We start from the raw sequence: 16,370 nt of genomic DNA, 5'->3' as shown, positions 1-16,370 counted from the left end.
GTTGATGGATCGATTTCAGGACGTGTTTGCGCCCTAACCGGTTACTAGCCGCCACCGGCCTGGCGGTACTTGTGATGAAGGTGAGCATACGTATTAGTATGAGACGTCTTCGCATGGACAACGGAGTCGCCGCCGATTCGTAAACGGTGCTTACCGCTGATCGAGGAGTGACGCGAGTGTGAACACGTCCCAGTTGGACCGTTTTCCGATCGCTCACGTCGTTCGCTCGCGCAAAAATCTCCACCGACGCTCCGAACCCAGATTCTCGTACGGTCAGGTATCGTCGTCCTCGAACGCGAAGGATCCGTTTCGTTGAATCACGTCGCCATCGATCTCGAGGCGGGAGTCCTCGCTCACGTCGGTGATCAGATCGACGTGGACCGCCGACTCGTTGCCGGACTCGCCGTCGGGGAGACAGGCGTCGTAGGCCCGGCCGAGCGCGAGATGGACGGTATCCCCCATCTTCTCGTCGAAGAGGATGTTGTCCGTGTAGCGGTCGATACCGCGATTCATGCCGATCCCGAGTTCGCCCAGCCGGCGCGCTCCGTCGTCGGTCGCGAGAATCTCGCCGATCACGTCCTCGCCCTGGTCGGCGTCGTAGTCGACGACCTCGCCATCGGCGAACTCGAGGCGCACGTTTCGGACGGACTCCCCCCGTAGCGTCATGGGGACGTCGAAGGTCACCTCGCCTTCGGTCGCAGAGGGCGCGGTGAAGACCTCGCCGCTGGGCAGGTTGTGCGAGTCGTAGGCGACCGAAGCAGCGCTGTTGACTGCCGTCCGCCCCTCGATTCTCATTGTCAGGTTGGTCCCCCTCGAGACGAGTCGCACCTCGCTTCCCTCGTCGAGCAGTTCTTTCAACTGAGCCATCTCTTCGGCCAGCGACTCCCAGTCCCGGAGGATGGCGTCGTACGCGAAGTCCTGATACTCCTCGTAGGCCATGTTGGCCTGCTGGGCCAGCGAGCGCGTTGGGTGGACCGTCGAGACCCAGCGAGTTCCCAGTCGAGTTTCGCGGATCCCGTTTCTGGCATTGTTGTACGCCCGTCGCTGGTCGCCGGAGACGTCGGCCGTCGCACTCGTGTTTCGCCCGCCGCCGAGCGAGAGATAGACGTCGGCGTTCTCGACCAGCGCGCGTTCGTGGGCCGGGTCCGCGTCGAAGTCTCCGTCGTGGGCCCGGAGATAGGCCCGCGTGACCTCGCCCGAGCCGTAGGTCGCCAGCAGGTTCGCGCCCCGCTCGCCGAGTTTCTCGGCGACGGCGACCGCCAGCTCGTGGGCGTCCGGTCCGACCGAACAGACGACGTTGTCGCCCGCTTCGACGCGAGCGCTCCAGTCGACCAGCACCTCGGCGTGTTCGCGTACGCGTTCGTCCATACACACCCCTCTCGAGCGGGCGACTATAGTAGCCACTGAAACGGGAGACACACCAGCGTGACGAGCGAAGAAATTCGCCGAAAATCAGGCGGCGTACGTCTCCTCAGCAGTGAGTCCCTCACGCGAGCGAACGAGCGAGACGATCGCGTAGACGATCGGTGTGTCGAGGAAGGCAATTGCGAGTTTCAGCAGGTACTGGCCGACCATCAACGAGAGAATGACGTCGGTCGGGAGAACGGCACCCACACCGAGGAGTGCGGGTGCGACGGCGAACGCGACTGAAACGAAGATGACGGTGTCGATCGCCTGACTGCTCGCCGTCGACGCGATGTTGCGGAGCCAGAGTTTCTCGGCGCCGGTGTACGCTCGAATTCGGTGAAAGACGATCACGTCCCAGTTCTGACTCACGAGGTAGGCCAACAGACTCCCGAGGACCACGTTCGTCGACGCGCCAAGTGCCGTCTCGAACGCGCCGGCGTCGACGCTCGAGGGAGCGGCCGGCGCGGCAATCGTCGACCAGACGAGCGCGAGGACGACGAAGTTCAGGATGAAGCCCACGTTGACGACGATCTGGGCCGCGCGGCGGCCGTACAGCTCAGTGTAGCAGTCGCTCGCGAGGAACGTCAGCGCGTACGCGAGCGCCGCCCCGGGCAATGCGAGTTGTGCCCCCGTAACCGGGAGCGCGACCGGGAGTTCGAACGCGAGGACCTTCGACGCGGTTAACTGTGCGGTGACGAGCGCCGCGACGAAGAGACCGATCAGCGCGACCTGCGCGATCGTCGGTCCACCGCGGGACTGTGTCCGGCTCATAGCGCGGCGTATTCATCGGATCCACCTAAACGATACTATTCCAGTACGCCTCGAGGGAGATCACGGTCCGCACATAGTATTCCTGCTGGGCAGCAACCGGCCACGATCGGCTTCCAGCAACGTGCTTCAGACGAGGACATCGTCGACGGTTCGCAATCGATTCCAGGCGAACAGTTGATCGGGTTCGAGCGTTCTGGACGAGATCCGTCGGTTCTGGTCCGTTTATCCACGTGATAAGCGCTCTCGAAACGGTCTCGATCCGGCTCGTGTCCCGTCTCGAGGGGGCACTGGTTCGGGAGTGCCAGTGTCAACATATCAGATTTGTAGAAAAGCTAGATTTGCTGTTTTCACCGTCACAGGCAGTTTATCACTGAGTTCGCGTCTGAACTCTTTTTGTTTCGACAGACGATCCATAACACAACTGTTATACGTGTCCCGGCACTCGATTGAGATGCAATGGCGAAAGGAAACGTTGATTTCTTCAACGACACAGGCGGCTACGGTTTCATTGAGACGGACGACGCAGACGATGACGTTTTCTTCCACATGGAAGACGTTGGCGGTCCGGACCTCGAAGAAGGCACAGACATCGAATTCGATATTGAACAGGCCCCCAAGGGCCCCCGCGCCACCAACGTCACCCGCCTGTAATACGGCTTTTCACGTTCGGTAACGCGTTTCACATTCGACTATCATTTTTAGCGCACTACACGATGGCCAGCGACAGCTGCGTACCGTCGCCACCACGTAACCGAAACTGTCGTGTTAGCAACGCCGATCCGCGACACCCAATCAATTCGAGTAGCAGCGTTTCGTTTGAGCAACCGTAAACTGCACTCTCACTTCTTTGGAGAGTAACAGATACCGACATGACGGTCAAGGCAGGCAGTACATGCGGCCAGATAACCGGATTTAGCATGCCCTTACGAAATGAAACGTGAGATATTAGTCTGATTGACTTAGTTAGCTTCGGTGAACGTATGCGGAACAGTTGATACGAAATCGATAACAAATAGCCGGGTTCCCGTTTGTTCACTTGAGTACAAAATGGACGATCTGACAGGGTTTCAGCGAGACCTTCTGTACGTGATCGCAGGGGCCGATCAGCCCTCCGGTCAAGACGTAAAAGACGAAGTCGAGACATACTACAACAGCGAGATTAATCACGGTCGGTTGTATCCGAATCTCGATACACTAGTCAACAAAGACCTCGTCGAGAAGGGACAGCTCGACCGGCGAACAAACTACTACGAGATCAGTAATCGTGGCCAGCAGACTATCGAGCAGCGCCGAGAATGGGAACAACAGTATATCGACGAATAACACTACCCACCCGCCGGCAATAGTCGTCCCGATTACCGAGTCACACCCACTGACAGGGACAGAGACCAGTGGATAACAGAACCCGTCGCTGATCCCGCGACACCAGCCGCTGTGACCGGATGTGTGACAGTAGCTCCTGTCGAGATAGCGTCATCGATAGACAGCTTCTCGCCAGAACTGGCCTCGTTCGCCTCCGTGTTTGAGACTTCGCTAGCAATTTTCGTCCCGATCACCCGTGCTGCCGTTCCGGGCTGAGATGGCGGGGATAGATGGCTGTCAGTGTGAAAGGTTGGCACTAACAGTCTCAATTACCGCCACGACTCGAGTTTCGCCGACTCGAGCAACCGTGCCGGATCCAGCACCTATGGGCCGTACACGCATCGACAGACCGACGAGTACCACTCTCGCGGTTGACTCCCGCCTGGGGTCACCACGTTTGCTCTGAACCGATCCATCGATACAGAACCGCCGATCATCCTCTCGATCGGTGTTTTCATCAAGTGAAAGCGGCCACTGTTCCACTCGATCCCACCCAATTGCGTCGCTTCGACCCCAAAACCCAGAACTACTTACGTCGGGAGAGTCGTTGATTCACTAACCGAAATAGGCGCTGTCCCTGGCACAGTTGGGACTGAGCCTTCGATTCGAACCACCGAGGACGTGATCGAAGCCATGCTCGCGTTGCAGGACATCCGTCCCAGCAGCCATTCTGGCTGCACGACTGGCCACAGGACTGCTATGATCGGCCCTACTAACAATGGAAATTGAAATTGCGACAATCGGCGGTTACGAAGAAGTCGGTCGACAGATGACGGCTGTCCGCGCGGGCGACGACATCGTGATCTTCGACATGGGACTGAACCTGTCGAAGGTCCTTATTCACGACAACATCCGAACCGAAGGAATGCACAGCCTCGACCTGATCGATATGGGAGCCATCCCGGACGACCGGGTCATGAGCGACCTCGAGGGAGACGTCAAAGCGATCGTCCCCACCCACGGCCACCTCGACCACATCGGTGCGATCAGTAAACTCGCACACCGTTACGACGCACCCATCGTCGCGACGCCGTTCACGCTCGAACTGGTCAAAGGCGAACTCGAGGAGGAAGGGAAGTTCAACACCGAGAACGAACTCGTCAAGATGGACGCCGGCGAGACGATGTCGATCGGCGACTCCGGAGCAGTCGAACTGGAGTTCGTCAACGTCACGCACTCGATCGTCCAGGCGATCAATCCCGTCCTCCACACGCCCGAAGGCGCAGTCGTCTACGGGCTCGACAAACGGATGGACCACACGCCAGTCATCGGCGACCCGATCGACATGGAGCGCTTCCGCGAGATCGGCCGCGAAGGCGAGGGCGTCCTCGCCTACATCGAAGACTGTACCAACGCGAACAAGAAGGGGCGGACCCCCTCCGAGAACGTCGCGCGCGAACACCTCCGGGACGTCCTCTACAGCATGGAGGACTACGACGGCGGTATCGTCGCCACCACCTTCTCGAGTCACATCGCCCGCGTGAAATCCCTCATCGAATTCGCTCGAGATATCGATCGCACGCCGATCCTCCTCGGCCGCTCGATGGAGACCTACTCCGGGACCGCAAAACAGATCGGGATCGACTTCCCCTCCGACGTCGAGATGGTCGGCTACCGCCAGTCCATCGAGCAGACGTTTGAACGCATCATGAACGAAGGCAAGGAGAACTTCCTGCCCGTCGTCACCGGCCATCAAGGCGAGCCTCGAGCGACGCTCACCCGAATGGGCCGTGGCGAAACGCCGTACGAACTGGAGGACGGTGACAAAGTCGTCTTCTCCGCCCGCGTGATTCCGGAGCCGACGAACGAAGGCCAGCGCTACCAAGCCGAAAAGCTACTCCGCATGCAGGGCGCACGCATCTACGACGACGTCCACGTCTCGGGCCACCTCTGTCAAGAGGGTCACTACGAGATGCTCGATGCACTGCAGCCCGAGCACGTCATCCCGGCCCACCAGAACATGAGCGGCTTCTCGGGATACGTCGACCTCGCCTCCAATCAAGGATACAAGCTCGGTCGCGATCTCCACGTTACCTCGAACGGGAACGTCATCCAGCTGGTCTAAGCGACCGCTGCTGCGGCTATTTTCTTTCTTTACAGATTTCGAATAGCGAGTAGCGACGTCATCGTGTTAAAAAAGCAAAAACCCACACAGCAGTTGCTGTGTGGGTGTTGGTATGAATGGGAGCGGCGAATCGAATTTCCCAGAGGCTCGCGCACTCCAGTACTGATCGAAACGTAGGCGAGCTTATCTTCCGTGTTCGGGATGGGTACGGGAGGTACCTCGCCACTGTGGCCGCTGTAATGCCGATCGGCGGAATCGAACCGCCGTCAGACCACGATCGGTAACTCGACCGAATTGGTCGATATGAGTGGAGGCGGCGAAACGAATTTCCCAGAGGCTCGCGCACTCCAGTACTCACCGTAACGCTGGCGAGCTTATCTTCCGTGTTCGGGATGGGTACGGGAGGGACCTCGCCGCTGTGGCCGCCCTAACGCCGATCAACGGAATCGAACCGCTGTCATACCAATATCGGTGGTGTGTCTCAAACCGTGTGTATGTGTAGTCCAGTTTACGTCCGGACCCGTTCTCGCGTCACGGATCCAATGCGATGTAATGTATGAATGTGTGGCTTGGCCGATTAGTGCTCGCGGACTCAACACCTCGTTGCCTTGGTGCGTACATCCCGAGTCTATCGAACTCGTCTTCTACGAGTGGCCTCAATGGTATCTCTTTTCCAGGTGGGTTTCGAGCTTAGATGCGTTCAGCTCTTACCCCGTGGTGCGTCGCTGCCCGGCACGTGCTCTTTCGAACAGCCGGTACACGAGTGGCACCCAATCGTAGTTCCTCTCGTACTATACGATCGTTCCCGTCAGATACCGTAACACCCCCAATAGATAGCAGCCGACCTGTCTCACGACGGTCTAAACCCAGCTCACGACCTCCTTTAATAGGCGAACAACCTCACCCTTGCCCGCTTCTGCACGGGCAGGATGGAGGGAACCGACATCGAGGTAGCAAGCCACCCGGTCGATATGTGCTCTTGCGGGTGACGACTCTGTTATCCCTAAGGTAGCTTTTCTGTCAGCAATTGGCCGCATCAAGCAGCCTAATTGGTTCGCTAGACCACGCTTTCGCGTCAGCGTCGATCGTTGTGTTCGACACTGTCAGACTTCCTTTTGCTCTTGCGCTCTTCCTCGGGTCTCCGACCCGAGTGAGGAAATCTTGGGGCGCGCCCGATATCTTTTCAGGCGCGTACCGCCCCAGTCAAACTGCCCGGCTACCAGTGTCCTCCGCCAGGAGTGAGAGTCGCAGTCACCATCGGGTAGTATTTCAATGATGGCTCGGTGAGCCGCTAGCGCGGCTACCTGTGTAATGCCTCCTACCTATGCTGCACAATGGCGACCACGTCTCAGTGACAGCCTGCAGTAAAGCTCTATAGGGTCTTCGCTTCCCCTTGGGGGTCTCCAGACTCCGCACTGGAACGTACAGTTCACCGGGCCCAACGTTGGGACAGTGGCGCTCTCGTTGATCCATTCATGCAAGCCGCTACTAAAGCGGCAAGGTACTACGCTACCTTAAGAGGGTCATAGTTACCCCCGCCGTTAACAGGTCCTTCGTCCCCTTGTACGGGGTGTTCAGATACCTGCACTGGGCAGGATTCAGTGACCGTACGAGTCCTTGCGGATTTGCGGTCACCTATGTTGTTACTAGACAGTCGGAGCGCCCGAGTCACTGCGACCTGCCTCTTCGCGAGGCAGGCATCCCTTATTGCGAACGTACGGGACTAACTTGCCGAATTCCCTAACGTCGGTTGCTCCCGACAGACCTTGGCTTTCGCCGCCATGAGTACCTGTGTCGGATCTCGGTACGGACAGTGTGCTCGCCTTTTCACGGGCTCTAGGTTGGCCTCTCTTACGCTATCCTACCATTCGTCCGCTTCGTACCATTACGGTTTCCACGGATTTCGATAGTTAGACTGGGCGAAGGCCCAGCAGAGGCGGCCCCAAAGCGTCGGCTTTGAGTGCACACTGGCATAGGAATATTAACCTATTTCCCTTTTGTCAGCTTCGACTTACGGGCTGACTTAGGACCGGCTAACCCTCAGCTGATCAGCATTGCTGAGGAACCCTTACTCGTTCGGCCGTCGGGGGTCTAACCCGACTAACGCTGCTACTATGACCAGAATTTTCGTTACTGAACGGTCCACACGATCTCTCGACCGTGCTTCCACCCGAACAGAACGCCAACCTACGAGATCACCATGTGAATGGTGCTGCTAGGTCTCGGTGGTAGACTTGAGCCCCGATCATTTTGGGCGCCTCAAACCTCGGCCGGTAAGCTATTACGCTTTTCTTAGAGGGTAGCTGCTTCTAAGCTCACCTCCCGGCTGTCTAGGGCTTGAGACCACCTTCGATCGCACTTAGTCTACACTTGGGGACCTTAACCCAGCTCTGGGTTGTCTCCCTCACGGTACACAGGCTTACCCCGTGCACCGGACTCCCTGCGTCAAACGACGTTTGTAGGTTCGGAGTTGGACAGGGGGGCGCACTCCTCTCGGAGTGCGATCCCCCAATCCGTCGCTCTACCCCACAAACTATCTCGGCAGAGGTCATGCTTCGACATGTTTCGGTTGGAACCAGCTGTTTCCGGACTCGATGGGCCTTTCACCCCTAGACGTAAGTCACGAGAGGGTATTGTAGGACACCAACTCTAACAGACTTCCACGTGCCTTTCGGCACGCTTCATCTTGCTCACGCCTAGATCGTCCGGTTTCGGGTCGTGCCCGTTTGACTCCCCGCGCTTGAACACGGTGACCCTGGTGCAAAGCACTGCGGTCATATCGGTTTCCCTACGCCTTCCTTGATAATCAAGTTAGACTCGTCAAACAGGCACACTCTCTGGTTCGTTTTTCAAAACGTACGACAGAACACCGGCTTCCCAAACTTCTTACTACAGGTTCGCACCTGATTCATTTTGCCTGGGACCTTGTATGCCCTGTCGCTCTATCGCCAACTGATTTCACGCCCTATTGCACCTCCCTTCGTGGGGTGCTTTTCAGCGTTCGTTCACACTACTTGTTCGCTATCGGTCTTGAGGAGTGTTTAGTCTTCGCGGTCGATGCCCGCGATATTCACGAGGGATATCCAACCCCCGATACTCTGGAGCTGACTCGTCTCTTACTCGATAACAGTACGGGACTGTCACCCTGTTTCGTGCTCTATTCCAAGAGACTTCATGTTATCTTTCGGAGAGTGATCGTCAGTCCGAACACCACATTGCCCGTAAGGGCTTCGGTTTGGACTGTGTCGCGTTTATTCGCCATTACTAACGACATCGCGTTTGCTTTCTTTTCCTGTCGATACTAAGATGTTTCAATTCTCGACGTTCCCCATTGCGCGAAGCAATTGCGGTGGGGATTCCCATTCGGAAATCCTGAGTTCTTCGCCTCCGTGCGGCTCCCTCAGGCTTATCGCAGCTTGGCACGTCCTTCTTCAGCTCTCAAGCCGAGCGATCCACCAGCTGGCACAGTAGCCACGTTCATCGGATCTGAATTGCAACCTGCAGTTGTAATTCAAGAGTGACCCGGGAACGGGTCCAGTGGACGCCTGGACTACACGTACACACGGTCTCATCTGCACGCCGTAGACGCGGCATGCATTGACCCTTCCCACCCACGTTTGCACGGGGTGGTGCATCGGTTCTGTCGTACTCAATCATCGCGCCGTCTCCCACTTAAGGGGCACGATTCGATGATCAGTACGAGCCATGGACCCACAGGGATTCGAACCCTGGGCATCCTCCTTGCAAAGGAGGCACTCTACCACTGAGCTATGGGCCCACGCCCATCTCAAATCGAGACGGGCATGGTTTGGGTGTTAGCCTTGGTAGTTCTAAGGTGCCCGATCGGCCAAACGGTGGTCGATCGAACGTGGAACCGCAATCCGCTAAGGTGGGCTAGGCACGACGGCCTAGTCCCGGTCTGTGGAGGTGATCCAGCCGCAGATTCCCCTACGGCTACCTTGTTACGACTTAAGCCCCCTTGCGGAGCCCAGATTCGACCCTGGAATCAGGGCCTCATCCGGACCCCACTCGGGTGCTTTGACGGGCGGTGTGTGCAAGGAGCAGGGACGTATTCACCGCGCTCTTCTGAAGCGCGATTACTACCGAATCCAGCTTCATGAGGGCGAGTTTCAGCCCTCAATCCGAACTACGACCGAGTTTCGGAGATTAGCGTCCCCTTTCGGGGTTGCATCCCACTGTCTCGGCCATTGTAGCCCGCGTGTCGCCCAGCACATTCGGGGCATACTGACCTACCGTTGCCCATTCCTTCCTCCAGTTTGGCACTGGCAGTCCTCCTAATGTACCCAACCATCACAAGGATGTTGCTGGCAATTAAGAGTGTGGGTCTCGCTCGTTGCCTGACTTAACAGGACGCCTCACGGTACGAGCTGACGGCGGCCATGCACCTCCTCTCAATGGCTCCAGTAAGATCATCAATCTGACCTTCACTGCACATTGTCGATGCTGGTGAGATGTCCGGCGTTGAGTCCAATTAAACCGCAGGCTCCTCCGGTTGTAGTGCTCCCCCGCCAATTCCTTTAAGTTTCATCCTTGCGGACGTACTTCCCAGGCGGTCTGCTTCTCGGCTTCCCTACGGCACAGCACAGGCTCGTAGCCTGTGCCACACCTAGCAGACATCGTTTACAGCTCGGACTACCCGGGTATCTAATCCGGTTCGTGACCCGAGCTTTCGTCCCTCACCGTCGGATCCGTCTTCCAGAGGCGCTTTCGCCACCGGTGGTCCGTCCAGGATTACGGGATTTCACTCCTACCCCGGACGTACCCCTCTGGTCTTCCGGTCCCAAGCCATACAGTTTCCACCGGACGCCTGCGCGTTAAGCGCGCAGATTTCCCGATAGACTTGCGTGGCCAGCTACGGACGCTTTAGGCCCAATAATAGCGGTCATCACTTGTGCTGCCGGTATTACCGCGGCGGCTGGCACCGGTCTTGCCCAGCACTTATTCTACCACCTCCTTACGGTGGTGAAAAGCGAGGACTATATGCCCTCGCACTTGGAGTCCCCTTATCGCACTCGCGTGCAGTGTAAAGGTTTCGCGCCTGCTGCGCCCCGTAGGGCCCGGTATCTTGTCTCAGATACCGTCTCCGGGCTCTTGCTCTCACAACCCGTACCGATTATGGGCACGGTGGGCCGTTACCCCACCGTCTACCTAATCGGCCGCAGCCACATCCTATAGCGCCTGAACGTTTCGAGTTCACGCCACTCCAGGCGTTGAACTGTATCGGCTATTAGCCTCAGTTTCCCGAGGTTATCGCCGTCTATAGGGCAGTTTGGCCACGTGTTACTGAGCTATCTGCTACGAGCCTGAACTCGTGCAACTAGCATGGCTAAATCGGACTCCAATAGCAATGACCTCCGGCAGGATCAACCGGAATGCTATATAACTCCCAGCTTGGCTGGGAGGGTCTGTTGGCGGTGAATGTTGCAAACACACTCACACATAAATGGTCCACGTTCGATGACACTGATCGAGTGACCGATCGGGCGTCACCGAACTACCAAGGCTAACATCAGATCCTATCTGTACGGCGGACCGCAGGGGTAGGATCCTCATTTCCTTCGGACGTATTTGTAGGTCATCGGGGGTACATAACCCCTTCGGACCCGAACCGTCCGCGACGACACGGCGTATCCAAACGCCCCGTCGCCACATCTTCGTATTAACTTGTAATCGCCGATCACTACTTAAGGCCTACGAACCACAGGTTCGAAGGTAGTCAGTGGCACACACTGAGAGGACAGTATTGCGATCCTGATCATGGTAGCTGTAAGACAGTAGTGAAGAGTTCGCTATCGAGTAGAGAGACGTTTGATGAACGGTACTGAGATCGCTTCCGGTCAAATCGATATCCTCGAGCCCCGACACGGTCACCTAGCCCCTCTAGACACCGTGGGACGACCTCGAGAGGACAGGCACGAACTCACTCTCCTGTAGTACGTCGACTCGCAGTCCTCGAGGTCACGATCGTACAGGCATCGGCACCGCGCCAGCAGCGGTAGCCAATTCCGAACATCGTCTCTCGAATCGTCGAGATGGCCGGCCTGATCTCGTTGTCAGTAACGGTGACCGGCCGTGGTCGTCGGTCGTATCCTCCCATGGGCCGTCGACGGAGTCCTAGAGGACGCCAGCGACGTGGCCACTGCTACTGTTCCACCGCTCGCCCGTCTCGCCTGTCTCGAGCGGCGGATCCGTCTCGAGTCGGTGACCGAACTGAAAGCCGGAAGACTCGCCCTCGAGCACGCAGTCGCGAAGATCGAGCGATCGGGTACCTCTCGCACGCGCGCCCGTGTGACCAAGAGCAAGGGAACGTGCTTCCGCGAAGCGTAGTCGTACCGCTGGTGGGAGCCGGGGATGTCGACGGCCCGACCGAGCTCGAGCGTCGTCTCACTCACACCCTCGCCGGCGGACACGGTCGGGAGCGCCACCGTAGAGAACAGGTCCTCCGGCACCGCGTCGATGTCGGCACAGAACCGGCGGAACGCGCGCAGCGTTGCGAGCTGCCCACGAAGGGTAATCGTCGTCACTTCCTCGCGGTCCTCGGCGTTCCCTTCCCGTCGCCAGACGCGGTCGGCGGAAAAATCGCGTCCCGTGACCTCGTTCAGGTTTTCGATGTCTGCCTCGGCGCACCACTGCGTGAACGCCTCGAGACGGGAGCCGTGGATGGGAGCGGTTGATCGCTCAGTTCGTCCCGCCGGCTCTCGAGGGACATCTCGATGGCTCGTTCAGGCGAGAGTGACTCGAGGCCGTCCTCATGGAGCGACCTCAAGCGCCTCGCTGTCGGTACAGTATCCGGTACTCGTGCTGTGGTAGCGTGTCAGTTTCGTCATGGTCTCAAGTTGTGGGCTCGCGGACGAACCGCGTGCGCCGCTCGTTGGACCAGAAGGCGCGCGGTCACTGTCCGTCGGTTGATTGTAACGACATGGGACACGACTGTATGCGAAGACCGAGGGTATCGTGGATGACATAAGCTGATGACCGTATCCTCGAGACCTATTTGCGGCACTATCTGAGTACGCGGTGGGAAAGCTTCGCAACGCCAGACTTGTTGATCACGTTAACAAGGGACTATAGCAGATCACCGACCGTGGGTACGCGTATCTTGAGGGTGAGCTTGAGGGAGAGGTCTTAGAACAAAGTGATAATTCTATCTGAATACTCTATATTAAATTCTATAGTAGTATGAAATAGGGGTTAAAATGTCGATTGAATTCCTCCTGAATGAACAGGAGGTTCTTCTTAGATTAGTTCAGGGTAGATTCACTGCCATCGTACACTCCAATGATCTCAACATCGTCTGTTGATGAACAAGTTCCGAGAGGAGTGATTGAGTCTCCTACTGATGGCTCAACCCATTCAGTAGTACTTGTATCATAGTTGTCTTGTGGTAAGTCACTACTAGGCCTACTACCACAGTATACACCGACACGGTCTAGGTTCTCAATAGATGTTATCTTCACAGTAATCGAAGATCCATCATCATTTATCTGGTATCCTGCCTGGGGACTTGCACTTTGACCTTGTCCCATATCAAGCACAAACGCTGCAATTACGGCTGCGAGAATGACCGTAATAGCCACCATAAGGATGACTCCGATAACAGGCGATACTGCTCGTTCGTCTTCACTTCCGATCAGCTTTAATCTGAGTTGTTTTGCGTCCATTGTCAATTTAGTTCATTACAGTTTCACTACCGTCGTATTCACCAACGATAGTCATTGATTCATCAGCCGAGTCAGTACAGGTCACACTGATTGAATTCCCGACAGCGACGTCTGTACCTGCGCTACTAAACGAGTTCTCGGGAGAACTCGTGTCACATTGCACCGTCATATCATCAAGGTTTTGAATAGATGTGAGACGGACGGTATACGTAATTTCACCTGCAGAGGTGTCAGGACTCTCGTCAACTTCGAATCCAGCTTGGGGATTCGAACCTTGACCTTGTCCCATATCGAGCACGAATGCCGCGATCACAGCTGCAAGAATTACTGTGATTGCCACCATAAGGATGACACCAATGACAGGCGATACTGCCCGTTCGTCGTCGTTTCCGATCAGCTTTGATCTGATTTTTGTTGCGTCCATAGTTTTGAACCACCGCACAGCACCGTCGTGAACGGTAGGAAAACTTATTCCAACCCATCTGATTGGATGCACTGGCGCATGGGGGCTGGGGGGCCGTCCTTGCGCCTTCGTTTTCCACTGCCGTTCGTCGTAGATGCTGATAGTAACCAGAAGATTTAGACCATATATAGGTAGGGGATAGTGAGAGTCAAAGTTAGAAAAATGAACCTGGTGTCACTTTCACATCTGATAATCAAGAGGTAATAGAGGAGCTACAGTACCCCCTTGAAGCCACGCAGTCTTGCGGTTTCTTGATCAAGTACTCATCCAGTGTCGATTTTCGTTCTTCCTAGTGATATAGTCATATGAACGATACAGTACCCGTGATCGACAAACGCGCTTTCGCGCGCACTTACTAGGAAGGTACATATTCAGACCCGTGGGAACACTCACAGAGGGATGTCAGGCCGTCGCGACCGCAACGGACACACCACGACCTCCAATTCAAACGTGGATTGATGGTGGCGGCACGCCTGATGTTGTCCGCGGACTCGAGACAGCGTGAGACAATGGCTGGCTCGGGGCTGGCTACGGCGATCCAGAGTTCACGGGACTGAACGCACTCATCGCGAACATCTTCTCGGGTGGCTCAATCTTGCAAGATAACTACTAGCCATCGTTTGCACTCAACCACCGACGTGAGGAATTGAAAATCACCGATACGGATGATCTATAACACAAATCGGTTGGCTCAAAACCGTGTGCAGAATCTGGATGGGCCCTGACGGATTCGTAACTACGCCGACGGCTCGCTTCGCTCGCCGTCGTCTCGTTCGAATCCGCAGGAGTCATTCCGTGCCGCTCGCATCTGCTCGCGACACTCCATGGGCCCTGACGGATTCGAACCATCGACCACTCGGTGTCTCACACGATCTCACGAGTCAGATTGTGTTATGAGCCGAGCGCTCTAACCAGACTGAGCTAAGGGCCCGATAGTTGCGTATCTATGAGATAATTCTCGTGCCAATTAACCCTTGCTGTCTGGCCGTTTTTGGTTCTCTGGTACCGGATCTCCATCCCTGTTTTTGGAGCATCCTGAATTGGTATGAGATAGGTTTCTCCAATCACAGGATTGTACACAGCGAAATAGTCGATCTTCCCATCGTATCCTGCTCTCTCGTAGCCCTGCGTCTTGACCCTCGTACTCCGTGTTTCAAATCGAACTTTGCCATCGTCATTACTGGATGCCGTCTTACATTGAATACGTAGTAGATCCGGTTCTCTGTCAATGACGAGGTCATACGGTAAATTATCCGACTCAGGGACAAGAACAGGAATTCCACGTGAAAGAAACTCTGCCTTAATAATCCCCTCTGTTGCGTCGCCTTTTTTCTGCGGTTCTGATAGGCCTTGAAAGGCTTCTTTCATTATTGATTTTAGATATGGCTTCGGATTTAAAATTTGTTATGGGATAGAATATATTTGTAGCACTATCATCCCAAATTTCGATTGATCAATACGCTACGCTAGTCTCAAAGCACGGTTGGAAGAAGTGGATTACCGAGTATTCGTCGCCGCCCCGAGATCCCGTCGTCTCGAGACGAGACCTACGCAGTCAGCGCCTCGAGTTCGTCCTCACTCAGTTCGGCTTCGAGCTCCGCCTCGCTGTGGGACTCGAGGACGTCCTCGCGCTCCTCGGCGTCAAGGTCGGTCACGGATTCGAAGTGGTGACACATAGCAGTCGAATGCACGCGCTCGTGCTCAATAAAGGCTGTTACAGGTGATCTGACTGTTCGTCTCACTGTCTCGGGACGAACTCCCACGGATGGTCGCGGTTCACCGTCCGCGGTTACAGGCAGTCCGCATCTCGAGGAGAAAACCGCCGCTCGAGTACCGGGGCCGTGGTCGAGAGTCGCGTCTGGAGACCGGAACCGCGGCTCGCCTACTCGTCCTGGTAATCCGCGAGCGTCTGATCAGTCGTCTCGGCGCGGTGGCGCGTCGCCAGTCCCGCGAGATGCGGCGCTTCGGGGACGATCAGTTCCTCGCAGGCGGTTTCGCAGGCGCTCTTGCTGCCGGGCAAGCAGAAAACGGGCGTATCGACGGCGATCCCCGCCGTCGCGCGCGAGGCCATCGCCCGGGTTCCGACTTCGTCCCACGAGAGCGAGCGAAACAGTTCGCCGAAACCGGGTAACTCGCGTTCGAACAGCGATGCGGTCGCCTCCGGCGAGACGTCATCGACCGTGACGCCGGTGCCGCCGGTGGTACAGACGACGTCGATGTTCCGGCGTGCAACGAGCCCTCGGACGGCGGTCCGGATCGCCGAGTAGTCGTCCCGGACCAGGAGCCGTTCTCGGACCTCGTGGCCCTCGGCTTCGAAACAGTCCCGAATGGTGTCCCCGCCCGGATCGTCGGGATCCGCCGTGCCCGCGCGCGAACTCGAGACGGTGACGATCCCAACGTGGAGCGGATCGATAACATCGTGTCCGTGGTGGTCGGTACTCCGCCGGTCGTCGCCATCGCTGGTCATGTGTCTACGTCACTGGCGAAGAACGATAATCCCTCTCCCGAAAACCGGTGGTCGAACTCGCGAGTGACGATCCGATCTCGGTCGCAACCCATCCAGTTACAGCAGCCGACGGTCCTCGAGTTCCACGTCGCACGCCGTTCGCTCGAACAAATT

General features: G+C 56.7%; 12 protein-coding genes, 2 tRNA genes and 4 rRNA genes. 5 read left to right on the top strand and 13 right to left on the bottom strand.

The genetic code is table 11. The annotated features are described in order from the left end of the window. Window positions 1–273 precede the first annotated feature (273 nt). Window positions 274–1,368 (bottom strand): aminopeptidase, encoded by a 1,095-nt coding sequence (locus HYG81_RS32375; protein WP_180840301.1) that lies wholly within the window; start codon window positions 1,366–1,368, stop codon window positions 274–276. 84 nt (window positions 1,369–1,452) lie between these two features. Then, window positions 1,453–2,178 (bottom strand): queuosine precursor transporter, encoded by a 726-nt coding sequence (locus HYG81_RS32370; RefSeq protein WP_180840300.1) that lies wholly within the window; start codon window positions 2,176–2,178, stop codon window positions 1,453–1,455. Window positions 2,179–2,634: 456 nt separating this feature from the next. Here HYG81_RS32370 and HYG81_RS32365 point away from each other — a divergent pair, with 456 nt between their 5' ends. The 3 genes from HYG81_RS32365 to HYG81_RS32355 all read left to right on the top strand — a co-directional run bounded on the left by HYG81_RS32365 (window position 2,635) and on the right by HYG81_RS32355 (window position 5,605). Continuing rightward, complete coding sequence (locus HYG81_RS32365) at window positions 2,635–2,829, top strand: cold-shock protein (protein WP_006187181.1); 195 nt, start codon at window positions 2,635–2,637, stop codon at window positions 2,827–2,829. Between the two features lie 396 nt (window positions 2,830–3,225). After that, on the top strand, window positions 3,226–3,501 hold the full coding sequence (locus HYG81_RS32360) for a PadR family transcriptional regulator (protein ID WP_180843031.1): 276 nt from the start codon (window positions 3,226–3,228) through the stop codon (window positions 3,499–3,501). A 757-nt stretch (window positions 3,502–4,258) separates the two neighbouring features. Continuing rightward, a complete protein-coding gene (locus tag HYG81_RS32355; RefSeq protein WP_180840299.1) occupies window positions 4,259–5,605 on the top strand; it encodes a ribonuclease J in 1,347 nt (448 codons plus the stop codon). A 117-nt stretch (window positions 5,606–5,722) separates the two neighbouring features. Here HYG81_RS32355 and rrf (HYG81_RS32350) read toward each other — a convergent pair. The 5 genes from rrf (HYG81_RS32350) to HYG81_RS32330 all read right to left on the bottom strand — a co-directional run bounded on the left by rrf (HYG81_RS32350) (window position 5,723) and on the right by HYG81_RS32330 (window position 11,000). Further along, window positions 5,723–5,844: ribosomal RNA gene (rrf, locus tag HYG81_RS32350) — 5S ribosomal RNA — on the bottom strand. A 69-nt stretch (window positions 5,845–5,913) separates the two neighbouring features. Next, window positions 5,914–6,035 (bottom strand): 5S ribosomal RNA (rrf, locus tag HYG81_RS32345). Window positions 6,036–6,164: 129 nt separating this feature from the next. Then, window positions 6,165–9,085: ribosomal RNA gene (locus HYG81_RS32340) — 23S ribosomal RNA — on the bottom strand. A 226-nt stretch (window positions 9,086–9,311) separates the two neighbouring features. After that, window positions 9,312–9,383: transfer RNA gene (locus HYG81_RS32335), tRNA-Ala, on the bottom strand. Window positions 9,384–9,527: 144 nt separating this feature from the next. Further along, window positions 9,528–11,000 (bottom strand): 16S ribosomal RNA (locus tag HYG81_RS32330). The 16S, 23S and 5S rRNA genes sit together here with 1 tRNA gene alongside, the layout of an rRNA operon. 698 nt (window positions 11,001–11,698) lie before the next feature. Between HYG81_RS32330 and HYG81_RS32325 the strand changes: the two genes are divergently transcribed. Together HYG81_RS32325 and HYG81_RS32320 are read left to right on the top strand one after the other, a co-directional pair. Beyond that, window positions 11,699–11,953 carry a hypothetical protein gene (locus HYG81_RS32325; protein WP_180840298.1) on the top strand — a complete coding sequence of 85 codons (255 nt, stop codon included), beginning with the start codon at window positions 11,699–11,701 and terminating at the stop codon, window positions 11,951–11,953. A gap of 11 nt (window positions 11,954–11,964) precedes the next feature. Continuing rightward, a complete protein-coding gene (locus HYG81_RS32320; RefSeq protein ID WP_180840297.1) occupies window positions 11,965–12,300 on the top strand; it encodes a hypothetical protein in 336 nt (111 codons plus the stop codon). 567 nt (window positions 12,301–12,867) lie between these two features. Here the strand turns inward: HYG81_RS32320 and HYG81_RS32315 are convergent. From HYG81_RS32315 to HYG81_RS32295, 6 genes are all read right to left on the bottom strand, one after another. Beyond that, complete coding sequence (locus tag HYG81_RS32315) at window positions 12,868–13,287, bottom strand: type IV pilin domain-containing protein (RefSeq protein WP_180840296.1); 420 nt, start codon at window positions 13,285–13,287, stop codon at window positions 12,868–12,870. A 7-nt stretch (window positions 13,288–13,294) separates the two neighbouring features. Next, on the bottom strand, window positions 13,295–13,711 hold the full coding sequence (locus tag HYG81_RS32310) for a type IV pilin domain-containing protein (RefSeq protein WP_180840295.1): 417 nt from the start codon (window positions 13,709–13,711) through the stop codon (window positions 13,295–13,297). 864 nt (window positions 13,712–14,575) lie between these two features. After that, window positions 14,576–14,681: transfer RNA gene (locus tag HYG81_RS32305), tRNA-Ile, on the bottom strand. After that, window positions 14,672–15,118: a group I intron-associated PD-(D/E)XK endonuclease gene (locus HYG81_RS32300; protein ID WP_180840294.1), complete on the bottom strand. Its 447-nt coding sequence runs from the start codon at window positions 15,116–15,118 to the stop codon at window positions 14,672–14,674. The genes HYG81_RS32305 and HYG81_RS32300 overlap by 10 nt, the downstream gene beginning before the upstream one ends. Before the next feature lie 179 nt (window positions 15,119–15,297). Beyond that, complete coding sequence (locus tag HYG81_RS45390) at window positions 15,298–15,426, bottom strand: hypothetical protein (protein ID WP_255647592.1); 129 nt, start codon at window positions 15,424–15,426, stop codon at window positions 15,298–15,300. A gap of 206 nt (window positions 15,427–15,632) precedes the next feature. Beyond that, window positions 15,633–16,217, bottom strand: coding sequence for a MogA/MoaB family molybdenum cofactor biosynthesis protein (locus tag HYG81_RS32295; protein ID WP_180840293.1), 585 nt, complete (start codon window positions 16,215–16,217; stop codon window positions 15,633–15,635). Between the last annotated feature and the right edge of the window lie 153 nt (window positions 16,218–16,370).

This window comes from Natrinema zhouii, from assembly GCF_013456555.2.
Lineage (GTDB): Archaea > Halobacteriota > Halobacteria > Halobacteriales > Natrialbaceae > Natrinema > Natrinema zhouii.
This window is presented reverse-complemented; position numbering and strand designations above follow the sequence as displayed.